This is a genomic window from Leptothrix mechoopdaensis (SeqCode), assembly GCF_053893855.1.
Map to the genome: position 1 here is coordinate 4,770,374 of NZ_CM132699.1, position 13,115 is coordinate 4,783,488.

15 protein-coding genes are annotated in these 13,115 nt (G+C 69.7%); 4 read left to right on the forward strand and 11 right to left on the reverse strand.

Features of this window, described 5'->3' with window-relative positions; translation table 11 throughout:
* Positions 1-16 precede the first annotated feature (16 nt).
* Together ACWA7K_RS20855 and ACWA7K_RS20860 are read left to right on the forward strand one after the other, a co-directional pair.
* Positions 17-778: a GolD/DthD family dehydrogenase gene (locus ACWA7K_RS20855; protein WP_456163905.1), complete on the forward strand. Its 762-nt coding sequence runs from the start codon at positions 17-19 to the stop codon at positions 776-778.
* Between the two features lie 18 nt (positions 779-796).
* Positions 797-1,885, forward strand: coding sequence for an aldose 1-epimerase family protein (locus tag ACWA7K_RS20860; RefSeq protein ID WP_456163907.1), 1,089 nt, complete (start codon positions 797-799; stop codon positions 1,883-1,885).
* A 27-nt stretch (positions 1,886-1,912) separates the two neighbouring features.
* On the opposite strand, the gene ACWA7K_RS20865 is transcribed toward ACWA7K_RS20860, so the two are convergent.
* The 8 genes from ACWA7K_RS20865 to ACWA7K_RS20900 all read right to left on the reverse strand — a co-directional run bounded on the left by ACWA7K_RS20865 (position 1,913) and on the right by ACWA7K_RS20900 (position 9,850).
* Entirely contained in the window at positions 1,913-3,280 is a 1,368-nt protein-coding gene (locus tag ACWA7K_RS20865) for an MATE family efflux transporter (protein ID WP_456163909.1), read from the reverse strand.
* Between the two features lie 3 nt (positions 3,281-3,283).
* Positions 3,284-3,802: a heme-degrading domain-containing protein gene (locus tag ACWA7K_RS20870; protein WP_456163911.1), complete on the reverse strand. Its 519-nt coding sequence runs from the start codon at positions 3,800-3,802 to the stop codon at positions 3,284-3,286.
* Positions 3,803-3,824: 22 nt separating this feature from the next.
* The gene (locus ACWA7K_RS20875; protein ID WP_456163913.1) at positions 3,825-4,157 is read right to left on the reverse strand and encodes a Dabb family protein; all 333 of its coding nucleotides are present in this window, start codon (positions 4,155-4,157) and stop codon (positions 3,825-3,827) included.
* Positions 4,158-4,199: 42 nt separating this feature from the next.
* Complete coding sequence (locus ACWA7K_RS20880) at positions 4,200-5,426, reverse strand: AGE family epimerase/isomerase (RefSeq protein ID WP_456163915.1); 1,227 nt, start codon at positions 5,424-5,426, stop codon at positions 4,200-4,202.
* 37 nt (positions 5,427-5,463) lie between these two features.
* The gene (locus ACWA7K_RS20885; RefSeq protein ID WP_456163917.1) at positions 5,464-6,714 is read right to left on the reverse strand and encodes a YbiU family protein; all 1,251 of its coding nucleotides are present in this window, start codon (positions 6,712-6,714) and stop codon (positions 5,464-5,466) included.
* Positions 6,715-6,767: 53 nt separating this feature from the next.
* The gene (locus tag ACWA7K_RS20890; RefSeq protein ID WP_456163919.1) at positions 6,768-7,754 is read right to left on the reverse strand and encodes a Gfo/Idh/MocA family protein; all 987 of its coding nucleotides are present in this window, start codon (positions 7,752-7,754) and stop codon (positions 6,768-6,770) included.
* 66 nt (positions 7,755-7,820) lie between these two features.
* Positions 7,821-8,840: a LacI family DNA-binding transcriptional regulator gene (locus ACWA7K_RS20895; protein ID WP_456163921.1), complete on the reverse strand. Its 1,020-nt coding sequence runs from the start codon at positions 8,838-8,840 to the stop codon at positions 7,821-7,823.
* Positions 8,831-9,850 carry a hypothetical protein gene (locus tag ACWA7K_RS20900; protein WP_456163923.1) on the reverse strand — a complete coding sequence of 340 codons (1,020 nt, stop codon included), beginning with the start codon at positions 9,848-9,850 and terminating at the stop codon, positions 8,831-8,833. The genes ACWA7K_RS20895 and ACWA7K_RS20900 overlap by 10 nt, the downstream gene beginning before the upstream one ends.
* Positions 9,851-10,065: 215 nt before the next feature.
* Between ACWA7K_RS20900 and ACWA7K_RS20905 the strand changes: the two genes are divergently transcribed.
* On the forward strand, positions 10,066-10,227 hold the full coding sequence (locus ACWA7K_RS20905; protein ID WP_456163925.1) for a hypothetical protein: 162 nt from the start codon (positions 10,066-10,068) through the stop codon (positions 10,225-10,227).
* A gap of 623 nt (positions 10,228-10,850) precedes the next feature.
* The gene (locus tag ACWA7K_RS20910; RefSeq protein ID WP_456163927.1) at positions 10,851-11,072 is read left to right on the forward strand and encodes a hypothetical protein; all 222 of its coding nucleotides are present in this window, start codon (positions 10,851-10,853) and stop codon (positions 11,070-11,072) included.
* Positions 11,073-11,204: 132 nt separating this feature from the next.
* On the opposite strand, the gene ACWA7K_RS20915 is transcribed toward ACWA7K_RS20910, so the two are convergent.
* The 3 genes from ACWA7K_RS20915 to ACWA7K_RS20925 all read right to left on the reverse strand — a co-directional run bounded on the left by ACWA7K_RS20915 (position 11,205) and on the right by ACWA7K_RS20925 (position 13,111).
* The gene (locus ACWA7K_RS20915) at positions 11,205-11,774 is read right to left on the reverse strand and encodes a YceI family protein (protein ID WP_456163929.1); all 570 of its coding nucleotides are present in this window, start codon (positions 11,772-11,774) and stop codon (positions 11,205-11,207) included.
* A gap of 71 nt (positions 11,775-11,845) precedes the next feature.
* Positions 11,846-12,430 (reverse strand): YceI family protein, encoded by a 585-nt coding sequence (locus tag ACWA7K_RS20920; RefSeq protein WP_456163931.1) that lies wholly within the window; start codon positions 12,428-12,430, stop codon positions 11,846-11,848.
* Between the two features lie 99 nt (positions 12,431-12,529).
* Positions 12,530-13,111: a cytochrome b gene (locus ACWA7K_RS20925; RefSeq protein ID WP_456163933.1), complete on the reverse strand. Its 582-nt coding sequence runs from the start codon at positions 13,109-13,111 to the stop codon at positions 12,530-12,532.
* Positions 13,112-13,115: the final 4 nt, after the last annotated feature.

A 13,115-nucleotide genomic window follows, 5' to 3' on the forward strand; every position in this document is an offset into this window, starting at 1 on the left:
GGACCGGAGACTCGACATGACCCTCGACGTCCGCAAGGCCTTCGATTTCTCCGGGCAGGTCGTGCTGGTGACGGGCGGTGCGTCCGGCATCGGTCTGGCCATCGCGCAGCAGTTCGCGGCCGGCGGAGGGCGGCTGGTGCTGGTCGACCGCGACGAGCGCGTGTTCGGTGTCGCGGCAGGGCTGGGCGAGGCCCACCTTGGTCTGCATGCCGACGTGTCCGACGAGGCGCAGGTGGTCCGGGTGGTCGACGAGGCCTTCGAACGCTGCGGCCGCATCGACGTGCTGGTGAACAACGCCGGCATCGGCCCGCTGGCACCCAGCGAGGACACGAGCTGCGCGCTGTGGGACCTGACCATGGCGGTCAACCTTCGGGGGCCCTTCCTGTTCTCGCGCGAGGTCGGTCGACACATGCTGGCCGCAGGCCGGGGTCGCATCGTCAACCTGGCATCGCAGGCGGCGCTGGTCTCGCTGGATGGCCACCTGGCCTACTGCGCCAGCAAGGCCGGCGTGCTGGGCATGACGCGTGTGCTGGCGGCCGAATGGGGGCCGAAGGGCATCACGACCAACGCGGTGTCGCCGACGGTGGTCAACACCGACCTGGGCGCGCGCGGCAGCTGGGCGGGCGAGAAGGGCGAGGCCTTCCGCCGCAAGATTCCGGTGGGCCGGTTCGCCGAACCGGACGAGATCGCGCTGGCGGTGCTCTACCTGGCGAGCGCAGCCGCCGCCATGGTCAATGGCGAGAACCTGGTCGTCGACGGCGGCTACACGGCGACCTGATCGCGAGGAGCACGGAACATGACGGAGCAGGCTCGTTGCGCGGTCAAGCGCTTTCAGCTGAGCGAAGGCCGGCGCGAAGGCATCGAGGTCATCGAGGTCGACAACGGCACCTTGCGCGTGTGGCTCTTGCCTCAACGCGGCTTGGGCATCTGGAAGGTCTGGCGGAGTGCGCAGGAGTTCGGCTGGCGCTCGCCGGTCTCTGGGCCTGTGCATCCGATGCACGTGCCCATCCAGGACCCGTCAGGGCTGGGCTGGTTGGAAGGCTTCGACGAGCTGATGTGCCGGTGCGGCCTGATGAGCAACGGCCCGCCGGTGTTCGGCCCTGACGGACGCGTGCAGTTCTCCCTGCACGGCCGCATCGCCAACCTGCCGGCCGAGGACCTCCAGATCCGTCATGACGAGCTGACCGGCCGGGTCGACATCACCGCCGTGGTCCACGAGACCCGCTTCCTGCAGTTCAACCTGAAGCTGACGAGCACGCTGTCGATGCTGCCGGGCGAAGCGTCGTTCTCGATCCACGACGTCGTCAGCAACCTGGCACCCGCCGCGACGCACTGCCAGCTCATGTACCACCACAACGTCGGCCTGCCGGTGCTGGGAGAAGGCGCCGAGGTGGTCGCGCCGGTCGCCGAGCTGGCGCCACGTGACGCGCGTGCCGCCGAAGGCGTTGCCACATGGTCCCGTGTCGGCGCGCCGCAGCACGGCTATGCCGAGCAGGTCTTCTACACGACCTTGCATGCCGCCGAAGATGGCAGCACCCAGGTGCTTCTGAAGTCCGCCGACGGCGAGACCGGCGCCGGTATTCGCTTCAACGTCCGGCAACTGCCGTGTTTCGTGGTGTGGAAGAACGAGGCGGCCACCTCGGACGGCTACGTCGTCGGCATCGAGCCGAGCACCAACTTCCCGAATCCGCGGCCGTTCGAGGTTGAGCAGGGCCGGGCGGTGAGCTTGGCGTCCGGAGCGTCGACCACGTTTGACCTGCGGTTCGACTTTCTTCGCGGCGACGGCGAGCTTCGCTCGGCGGAGGCGGCCATCAAGCTGCTGATGACGGACAGGGATCCGCAGGTGCATCCCAGTCCGAAGCCGGGCTGGAGTCCGGTGACCTGAACGATTGCATCGGGCGAGTCGCCGCCCCTAGAACCTCGTCTCCGTCCCCGGCGCCCGCATGCGCTGGTGGATCGCGCGGGCGTGCTGGACCCAGCCGTGGGTTTCCCAGCGCCAGTACATCAGCGCGCCGCGGATCCATTCGTCGGCGGCGTAGGCGATCCAGATGCCGACCAGGCCGAAGTGGCGGCCCAGCACCACCGAGCCGACGCCGAGGACGAGGATCAGCGAGGCGATGCTGGCGCTGACCGGGAAGATCACGTCGCCGGTCGAGCGCAGGGCACCCAGCACGACGAGGTTGGCGACCCGGCCGGTCTCGAGCGCGAAGGAGACCCACAGCAGCGTCTGCGCGGCCTGGATCACGGCCGGGTCGCGGGTGAAGATGCGCATGATCCAGGGCGCGCCAGCGGCCGCGATCAGGGCCAGCGTGCCCGAGGCCAGCAGGCCGTTGCGCAGGCCCTTGCGCACGAGCTGGTGGGCGTTTCGGAACTCGCCGGCGCCGATCAGGTGGCCGACCATGATCTCGCAGGCCCAGCCGATCGCCAGGCTGATCAGCAGCACGTACTTGAGCGTCTGCAGCGTGTAGGCCTGGGTCGCCAGCGCGGCCACGCCCAGACGCGCCGCCGCCGACAGCGACATCATGAAGGCGATGCGGTAGGCCAGTTCCAGCGCGGCGCCCGGTACGCCGATGCGCAGCACCGGCATCAGCGAGCGGGCGGGGCAGACGTACCAGTCGCGCCGGTGCGGCGCGAGCTTGAGCCGGCTGCGCCACAGCCAGAGGTGCAGCCACAGGCCGAAGGCGCGGCTGAGCGTCAGCGCGATGGCGTAGCCGGGCAGGCCCAGGCCGTCCCAGTCGCCGAAGCCGAGCATCAGCGGGTAGGCCAGCACCAGGTGCGTCAGGTGCATCGCGATCATCACCAGAAGCGTCTCGCGTGCATGCAGGTGGGCGCGCAGGATGCTGGCCATCGTCAGGTTGTAGGCCTCCAGCAGCAGCGCCAGCGCGATCAGCGGCAGGTAGGGGCCGGCAATGGCGGCGACCTGCTCGGGCGCGTTGAGCACGTCCAGGATCTGGTCGGGCAGGAACAGCACCCACATGGCCGCGAAGCCGCCCGCCCAGGTGCAGGCACCCAGGCCGACCAGCGCGGTGCGGCGCGCGGCCTCGGGCTGGTGGCCGCCGACGGCCTGCGTGATCGTCACGCCCACGCCGATCGCCAGCACGCGGAACAGCACGAACAGCGTCTCCATGACCTGCTGGGCCATGCCGAAGGCGCCGGCCGTGGCGTCGGAGATCTCCGAGGCCATCCACAGCCCGGCCATCGCCACGCTGATGCCGAACAGGAACTCGCCGAGGATCGGTCCGGCGATCGGCGTGATGTGCGGGCGGTTGCCTCGGGCCATCGGTCAGTCGTCCGCCAGTGCGATGGTGTTGAACGGCACGCCCAGGTGTTCGGCCAGCACCTCGATGACGAGCTGGTGATCGGCCCGCTGCGGCAGGCCCGAGACGGTCAGCGTGCCGACGCACGCGCCGCCATCGGCCAGGCGGATCGGCACGCAGCCGCCGGCCGCCGCGTGGTCGCGTGCGGGCAAGGCCAGCTTGGCCTCCAGCGAGATGCCGCCTTCGAGCGCGAGCTGCAGGTAGACCGCGTAGGAGCTGCGCTGCAGCGTCTCGACGGTGTTGCGCTTGCGGCGGGCCCAGTCGGCGTTGGTCGGTGCGGTGCCGGGCATCGCGCTGAGGAAGACCGTCTCGCGCGCGAGCCGGGCCTCGATGGTGATGGCCAGGCCGCGCGCGGTGGCCAGCTCGCGCAGGCGGCTGCCCAGCTGCCAGGTGACGGCCTCGCTCCAGGTCGGCAGGCGCAGCCGGGTTTCCTGCTCGGCGATGCGGGCCAGGTCGCGGCGCAGGGTGTCGGGGTCTTGGCTCATCGTGAGGGTCCTTCGGATCGGGTCATGCCGTGGCGGTGCAGGCCACCGGCTGCGGCGTGTAGTCCAGCACCAGTGCCGCATCGAGCAGCGGGCCGATGGCGGCGACGAAGGCCTGGTGGTCGGGGTGGACCAGGTAGGCGTCGCGCGCGGCCGCGTCCGCGAAGGTCATCAGGTAGACATGGCCAAAGCCTTGCCCCAGGCCCTCGGGGCTGACATCGGCGCCGTGCTCGAACGCGACGATGCCCGGAATCTTCGATGGCAACGCGCAGAACGCCGCATGGGCGTCGGCCAGCGTGGCCGGATCGATGGCGGGCTTGTAGCGGAAGGTGACGAGGTGGCGCAGGGGCGTGTCCATCGAATGCCTTGTGAACCGGCGTGTCCGGGGCGGTCGTGCCGCTCAGGGCTTGCAGTAGTTGAGGACGTCGTGACAGGCGCCCATCGTGTGGTAATCGGTCTTGCCGGCGGGGCTCTTCTCGTCGGAATAGGCGCGATTGTCGGGCGTGCGGATGCGGTACCAGGCGCCGTGCACGTGGTCGATCATGTGGTCCCAGGCATAGCCCCAGATGCGGTCGTACCAGTCCCAGTACAGCGCCTCGCCGGTGCGCGTGGCCAGCAGCGCGGCGGCGGCGAAGCTCTCGGCCTGGACCCAGAAGTACTTGTCGGCATCGCAGACCTCGCCGCCCGGCGCGAAGCCGTAGACCAGGCCGCCGTGGCGGTGGTCCCAGCCGTGGCGCATGGCGGTGTCGAAGAAGCGCTGGGCGGTCTCGACCAGCCAGGCCGGACGGCGGTTGGCCGGCAGGCGCGACTCCAGCTGCAGCAGCAGCTTGGTCCATTCGGTCAGGTGACCGACCTGATAGCCCCAGGGCCGGAAGATGTTGGTCTTGTCGTCGCGGTTGTAGTCCCAGTCGACCGCCCAGCCTGCGGTGTAGTGCTCCCACACCAGCCCGCCGGCCAGCCCGGCCTGACGCTGCGTGATCGACTCGGCCAGCGTCAGCGCGCGGTCCAGGTAGCGGCCCTCGCCGGTGGCGTCGTGCGCGGCCAGCATGGCCTCGCAGCTGTGCATGTTGGCGTTCTGGCCGCGGTAGCTGCCGACCTGCCAGTCGGACGTGGCCTCGTCGGCATAGAGGCCGTGGGCCGGCTCCCAGAAGCGCTCTTCCATCAGGTCGTAGGTGGCGGCCAGGCCGGCGCGGGCCTCGTCGGCTCCGGCCTTGACCGCATGGGCATGGGCCAGCAGCACGAAGGCCAGGCCGTAGCAGTGGTTGGTGCCGTCCTGCACCGTGGCGCGCTGGCCGTCCCAGTCGACCTGCCAGGCGTAGCCGCCTTGTGGCTGCGCATGGCCGGCCTGCAGGAAGGCGATGCCGTGGCGCACCCGGGCGAGGTCGTCCGGACGTTCGGCCGCACCAAAGCGGCGCAGCGCCGTCGCGTGGTTGAAGACGAAGCGGGTGCTGCTGACCAGGTGACGGGTGCGCCGGTCGTAGACCGTGCCGTCGTCCTTGTAGAAGTGGAAGAAGCCGCCGCTCGCATCGACGCAGCGCGGGTCGTAGAACGACAGCGTGTGGCGGATGTGGCCCAGCAGGAAGTCGGGCGAGCGGAAGTCAGGGCGGGCCGGGAGGGTCGTGTTCATCGGCATCTTTCGTCGTGCGGTGATCCGTCCGGGGTGTTCAGTCCCAGGCCTTCAGGCCCATCTGGCGCAGCCCCAGCTCGCTGAGGTGCTCGGGCATCGCGCGGCCGGCGAAGTCCAGCTCATAGTCCTCCGGCGCGAAGTCGGGGCTGCTGCGGCCGCTCAGGAAGCGCTCGGCCTGACGCGCCGCATAGGCCGCGTTCTTCTCGCACCACGGCGCCGCGCCGATGTAGATGACGTTGCTGTAGCCGCTGCCGCGGTGGTGGTCCTCGACCGCGTGGATGATGTCCTGATGCCACCAGACGGTGTCGCCGGGCTCGACCTGCGGGATCGGCACGAGCCCTTCGAGCAGCTCCGGATGCCACTGCCTCGACGCGCCCAGCGCTCGGCCGGGCTTGGCGCCGCACAGGTCGCCTTCGGGCACGTCGGGCTGCAGCGCGCGGATCAGCATCCACGGCGTCGTCCTGGCCAGCGGCACGAGCTGCAGCGTGCCGTCGCCGGGGCCCTGACGGGTCAGTGCGGTCCAGCCCTGGAAGGTGCGGAAGGCCGAGCAGACCGCCGGCGACGGGATCTCGCGGGTGGTGGCGCGACCATCGGCATCGAACGGATCGAAGGCCAGCGGATCGCCCTCGAACACGTCCCGGTAGACGTGCCGGAAGGTCGGCTCGCACCAGCGCTCGACCGAGCCGCCGTCCGAGTGCGGCGACAGGCCCAGCGTGCTGTCGCCCGGCTCGCGGCGGCGGATGCGGTCGGCGTAGTTGAACTGGCGGTCCGGATCGAAGAAGCGCGTGCCGTTCTTCTCGAAGCGCCACAGGCGGTTCAGCCACGAGCGCGTGATGTCCAGCGACGGGTTCTGGCGCGCCATCATCTGCGGCTTGGACCAGAACAGGCTGTAGATCTGCGGCCGGCTCGATGCGAGCGTGCTGAAGTACTGGTCCAGGCCGGCCTTGTCCTTCATGCGATCGAGGTAGCGGACCTCGTCGATGTAGCGGATCGCCTCCTCGTTCCAGGCCTCGACCTGGGCCCGGTCATGAACGCCGCGGATGACGACGCAGCCGCGCCGCTTGATGCGCGCGATGTCGGCCGCCGACACGGTGCCGGCCGCCACGTCGGCGTAGGCGATCTGCGGCACGGCCGAGCCTTGCGCCTGTTCGGCGCGGATCGCGCTGACCTCGTCGCGCAGGGCCTCGGTCAGCAGGCGGTGGCGGCCAGCCAGGTCGGGCACCTCGGCGCGCAGCCGGCGTTGGGTCTCGGTGACGGCGCGCGGCACGTCGTTCATCCAGGCTTCCATGGTCATGTCTCCAATGTCTGCAGGTGGGTTCCGGTCTTGTCGTCGTCGGTGGCTCAGTCGATGAGCCTGGCCTGTCCGCTGGCGGCCGATTCGAGTCCGGCCAGCGCAATGGCCATCGAGCGTTCGCCGTCCGCGCCGGTCGCCAGCGGCTGGCCGTCACCGGCGCAGGCGCGCACGAAGGCGCTGAAGCCGACCTCGTAGAGATCGACCTTGGGCATCGGCAATTGCTCGACGATGCCGTCGTGGCGCCAGCTCAGCGTGGCCTCGCCGGCCTGGCTCAGCGAGCCTTCGGCGTAGAGGCTGCCTTCGGTGCCGAGCACGTGCAGACGGGTCATCGCGTCGCGGGCGACGAAGGACTCGTGGGTCTGCGCCAGGATGCCGTCGTCGAACTCGATCAGGTTCATCGCGCCATCCTCCAGCGCGCCGTGGGCCATGCCGTTGCGCTGCGTCACGGTGGTGATGCGACGGGCCTCGCGGCCGAGCAGGTAGCGCAGCAGGTCGGCGTCGTGCACGAGGATGTCCAGCACCACGCCGCCACCAGCCTCGGGCGCGCTCAGGCGCCAGCCCTGCAGGTGCGGCGGCAGGAACACCGCATGCGAGACCTGCACGCCGTGGACGCGGCCGATCTTGCCGTCCGCGATCATCTGGCGCATGGCCTGGTGCGTGGCCTGGGCGCGCAGGTGGTGGTTGGTGCCCATCACGCGGCCGGCGCGGCGGGCCGCCTCGACCATCTCGGCGGCGTGGGCGCGTGTCATCGCGATCGGCTTCTCGCACATCACGTGGCAACCGGCGGCCAGCGCGGCCATCGTCTGGGCGTGGTGCTGCTCGTTGGTCGAGCTGATGTAGACGGCATCCAGCCCGAGCGCCAGCAGGGCCGACAGGTCGGTGTGGCTGCTGGCGAAGCCCTGTTCGCGGGCGAACTGCTCGGCCCGTGCGGCGCTGCGCGAGCACACGCCCACGAAGGTCTGGCCCGGCAGCTTGCGCAGCGAGGCGGCAACACGTTCGGCGATGTTGCTGGCGCCGATGAATCCCCAACGCATGGTGGTGCTCCTGATGTGAGAGGTGAGAGGCGGTCTTGGGTGTGCGGTGTGCGGTGTGCGGTGTGGTCAGGCCGTGACCGTGCCGACGCTGTTGCCGTGGTGATGGCTGCTGGTGGTGCTGCTGGCCCGCACGACCAGCTCGACCGGCTGCACCGTCTCCTGCGGCAGGTCCTCGCCATGCACGATCAGCTCGACACCGGCGCGCCCGAGCGCTTCCTTGTCGACCCGCAGCGTGGTCAGCGGGACCGGCGCGTAGCTGGCCTCGGGGATGTCGTCGAAGCCGACGATCGCGATGTCCTCCGGCACGCGCAGGCCGGCGGCCTGGCAGACCCGCAGGGCCGCCAGCGCGGCGGTGTCGTTGTAGGCGAACACGGCATCCGGGCGCTGTCGCAGCTTGAGCAGCATGCGCATGCCGGCCTCGGCGCCGCTGCTGGTGTCCAGGCCGGGCGGGGCGACGACTTCCAGGTCCGGATCGGCCAGCACGCCGTTCTCGTAGAGCGCGCGCCGGTAGCCGCGTTCGCGTTCGCGGATGCTGTAGTGCGCCAGCGAGCCGGCCAGGAAGGCGATGCGGCGGCGGCCCTGGTCGAGCAGGTGGCGCGTGGCGATGTAGCCGCCGCCGGCGTTGTCCGGGTTGACCGAGGCGCAGCCCGGCAGCCACGAGTCGATCAGCGCCAGCGGCAGGTCCAGGCCGCCGAGCAGCGTCAGCAGTTCGGCCTCGAAGTAGCCGGCGGCGATCAGCGCATCGGGCTCGTGCAGGCGCAGCTGGTCGCGCACCGGATCGGCCGGGCCGGCGGTCAGCAGCGTCGGCGCGACGCCGTAGCCGCGGCAGGCTTCCTCGACGCCGTGCATCACCAGCGAGAAGAACGGGTTCATCGCGAAGCTGCTGTGGTGCCGGTGGACCAGGAAGACCAGCCGCTGGGCCCGGCCCGACCGCAGCCGGGCGCTGTCGTAACCCAGGTCGCGGGCGACCTGGCGGACGTGCTTGCGGGTCTCGTCGGACAGGCCGCGCTGGTTCTTCAGCGCCCGCGAGACGGTGCCGATCGACACCCCGGCGGCGGCGGCGACGTCGCGGATCGTCACGCCCATCGCGCACGCTCCGCATCGGTCATCGGCCAGGCGCTGATCCGGCTGGCCAGATGGCGAACCTCGCCGGCCGCGAGGCGCAGGCCCGGTCGGGCGGCCAGCGGGTGATCGGCCGGCGGCGCGGCGACGCGGCCGAGGTCGAACGCGCCGTTGACCGGCTCCAGCCCGATCGCCCAGTGGCGGCTGTTCCAGGGCGGCTGCGGTCGGCCGCGGTGGCTGACCCAGACCATCAGGTCGGGCAGCAGCGCGTGGTCCCAGTCCAGCTCGACGGTCCAGCCGGCGTCCAGGTAGTGCGCCCGCACGGGGCCGTCCACGGCCATCAGCTGCAGCAGCTCCTCGCTGTCGACCGGCTGCGGCATGCGGCTCAGGTCGAGCCGGGTGCCGTCTCGGCCGGGCGCGTCGGCCAGGCGCTCGAAGCGCGCATCGGGCTGCAGCCGCGACGACGGTTCGGCCGGCACCGGGTAGCTCAGCGCCGGCCCGGCATGGGTGATGTCGAGCGCGACACGGCCCAGGTCCAGCCGCAGCGTCGGGTGCAGCGAGACGGGCAGCGTGACGTCGCGGCGGGCATGGATCGCGAGGTCCAGGTGCAGCGTCGGTGCGGCCGGGTCGGCGCGCAGCGTGCGGGTCAGGCGCTCGATCGGCTGGTCGGCGGGCAGGGTGATGGTCTGGCGCAGCGCCAGGGGTTCGTCCAGCGACAGCGGCGTCCAGTCGTGGTGCGAGGCGTAGCCGTGGCCCCAGTCGTCGCCGGGCGTGCGGGCGGTCCAGCCGGGCGGCAGGCCGTCGACCCGGTCGGTGCGGCCGAAGGGCACGCAGGGCCACTCGCCGCGCAGCCGTCGGACGATGCCGGGCAGCGCGTCGGCGCCGGGCTCGTCGGCCCAGGGCGCCACCTGCAGCGGCTGGAACGGCGCGGCGCCGGGGGCGCGGAAGGTCACCGGCGCCAGCATGCCGCCCAGCGTCTGCCACTGCGCCTGACCGCCGGGCCAGTCCAGCGTGAGGATGTCGTTCCGGTTCATGCAGCCAGTTTGAGACGGGCCACATGTTTAGTAAACGCATGAACACCGAATCGGCGTCGGTGTTTGCCCTAGGGCGGGCGATGCCGCCGTTTACATGTTCCTCGGCTGAAACCTGTCATCCGAATCTGCGGGCACGTCGTTGTAGGGCCATGTCGCGAGGACTGGCCCCCAGAAATCCAGCCGAGCGGAAGACCCAGATCCACATGTCCACCGCCATGAAACACCTCCTTCGCACCGAACAACCGTCCCCCCGCCGTCCGCTGACGCCGGAGCGCCCGACCGACAAGGGTCACAAGCACGAGTCCTTCGACTACGGCCGCGTCGGCTTCGACATGCGCAGCCAGGCCCTGGCCCAGCGCATGGATCGCAAGCGCTGACGTTCAGCTGAACAGTCTCTGAATCGCGGCGCCGGACTTCTCCCGGCGCACCGCCGACGCCCGATCCAGCGGCGCCCGGCCTGCGGCAATCCCCCATCTGTTTCCCGATGTATCAGCCCCGCCGCGTGCGGGGCTGCGTCGTTTCGCGCGGCGTGAACGGTTGCGGGGCGCCGAGTTGACCTTGGTGGGGTGGGCGATGCGGAAGAGGACCCAATCAATGGCGAAAAAATGGAAAGGATGCCCATTTCAATAAGAGATTCCTGAAAGAGGATCAGGATTCATGCAGTTTCACTTCACAACTATTCACGATGCCCATGTGCCTGAGAAGGGCAATGCGTCGGGTGATCGACCCCCTCGAATGAGTGGTGTTTTCTCGACGTGATCGAGATTTCCTGCATGTTTTGCCCAGTGATCCGGCGTTTGGTGGCATGCTTGCGACGGTCACGAAGCCGTCAAAATGAAAATTTGATCGATCAGGCCTCATTCATGATGTCGATCACGTTTTCTGTGACAGTGGGCTAAATGGCGCAAGCACTCACCGGTTGGGTGTAGACGCCTTGGGGCTCGACGGCCAAATGAACGAGATGCGTCAGCAGCCCCTACTTTCGAAGCTCGGAGTCATCATGAACGACCCACACGCCCATCCTGATCTGTCGACGCTGGCCACCCTGGCCGGGCTGGTGCGCCTTGCCTTGGTGCTGGCGTGTGCGCCGGTGATGCTGGCGGCGGCCGTCGTCGCGTCGGCCGTGGTCGTCATGCTGTGGCCGGTCGCCTGGCTGGTGCGTTCGCTCAAGCGACTGCCGGCACCCGGGTTGCGTCGCCGCAACCTGCACGCCGCGATCTGATCTCCGCAATTCCAAGATTCCAAGATTCCAAGAAAAAACGGGCACGGCCTTGCGGCTGTGCCCGTTTTTTCTTGCCTGTCGAGAACAGCGACGGACCCGTGACGGACCCGTCTGCCGCTCAGGCCGCCGGCATCACTGCTTGACGGCCTCGACCTGGATCACCAGGCGCATGTTGTCGGGGAAGCCCCAGTCCAGGCCGTACTTGACGTCCCACAGGCTGCGCTTGATGTCGGCGGTGAAGTCGCCGCCGCAGACTTCGCGCTTGAGCATCGGGTTGTCGTAGCAGTTGAACTGCGACGCCTTCAGCGTGATCGGCTGGGTCTTGCCCATCAGCGTGAACTGGCCGGTGATCTCGGTGACCTTGTCGCCGTCGAAGACGAACTTGTCGCTGACGAAACGCGCGGTCGGGAACTTCTCGGCGTTCAGGATCTCGGCGCTCTTCAGGTGGGTGTTGAACTGGGCGAAGCCGGAGTTGACCGACGACACGTCGACGGTGATGTCGGCCTTGCCGGACTTGGCGGCCTTGTCGAGCGTGACGGTGCCTTCCTTCTTGTCGAAGCGGCCGCGGTTCGTGCTGGTGCCGAAGTGGCCGATCTCGAAGGTCACGTAGGTGTGGGTCGGATCAATCGCGTAGGTCGCCGGGGCGGCTTGGGCGGTACCGAACAGGGCCAGGGCGGCCAGGGCAAACAGGGATTTCTTCATCGGGGACTCCGGGGAGGTCTGGGTTGGTCGGGAGAGGAGAACGGTTCGGGCGATGCGCGTGGCGCGTCGCCTCAGAGCGGGCCGAGGCCGCTGATCTGGAGCTTGAACTTGACGGTCACGTCGTTGGCCACCATCGAGGTGTCGGACCAGTCGCCGTCGCCGACCTTGTAGTCCAGGCGCTTGATGGCGAAAGAGCCGGTCGCGACGGCGGCCGGGCCGGCGGCGGTCAGCGTGACGGGCACGACCACGTCCTTGCTGGCGCCCTTGATGCTGAGCTTGCCGGTGACCTCGAACTTGCCGCCGCCCAGGCCCTTGATGGCGCTGGACTGGAAGGTCGCCTGCGGGAACTTGGCGGTGTTGAACCAGGTCGCCTTGGGCAGCTCGACATCGGCTTCGGCCGAGCCCATCGTGGCGCTGCCGAGGTCGATCGAGAAGCCGACCTTGCCGGTCTCGGGCTTCTTCGGATCGAACGCCATCTGGGCGTCGAACTTCTTGAAGCGGCCGTCGACCGGCACGCCCATCTGCTTGATCGTGAAGGTGACCTCGCTCTTGGCGGCGTCGACCACCGGCGCGGCTTCGGCCGGCGTGGCGATCAGCAGGGCGGCGCCGAGGGCGGCGACGGCGGTCAGCGAGGTCAGGGAGGCAGAAGACGTCATGGCGATTCCTGGTCGGCTGGATCGGCCGACGTGTCGTTCGGGCGCTGCGGGTGGCGGCGCGGGCTGGGGATCAGGGGGGTGCGGGCGGGGCAGGGCGGCTCAGACCGGGCCGATGCCCATGCGACCGAGCAGGCGGTCGCGGTCGATGACCTGGTGCTTGATGGCCGCGGCGACGTGCAGCACGACCAGGGCGGCCAGCCCGAAGGCGGCGAGCTTGTGCAGCGGCTTGATCGTCTCGGCCAGCTCCTTGCTGACCGGCACGAAGTCGGGCAGCGGCAGCACGCCGAACCAGACGATCGGGAAACCGGCCGCCGAGCTGTAGGCCCAGCCGGTCAGCGGCACCGCGAAGAACAGCAGGTACATCAGGTGATGGGTGCCGTGGTGGGCCTTCTGTTGCCAGGCCGGCATGGCGGAGACGACTGCGGCGGGCAGTTCGGGCGGGCGGTTGGCCAGGCGCCACAGCAGGCGGAAGGCCGACATCGCCAGGATCGTCACCCCCGCCCACTTGTGCCAGTTGTAGAGCTTCAGGCGCGCCGGCGAGAACGGCAGGTCGGCCATGTACAGGCCCAGCGCGAAGGCGCCGACGATGCCCAGGGCCAGCAGCCAGTGCAGCGCGATCGCGACGGCGCCATAGCGGCCGGTGTTCGGCGTGGCGGGGGCGGAAATGGCGGCTGCTGACATGGCG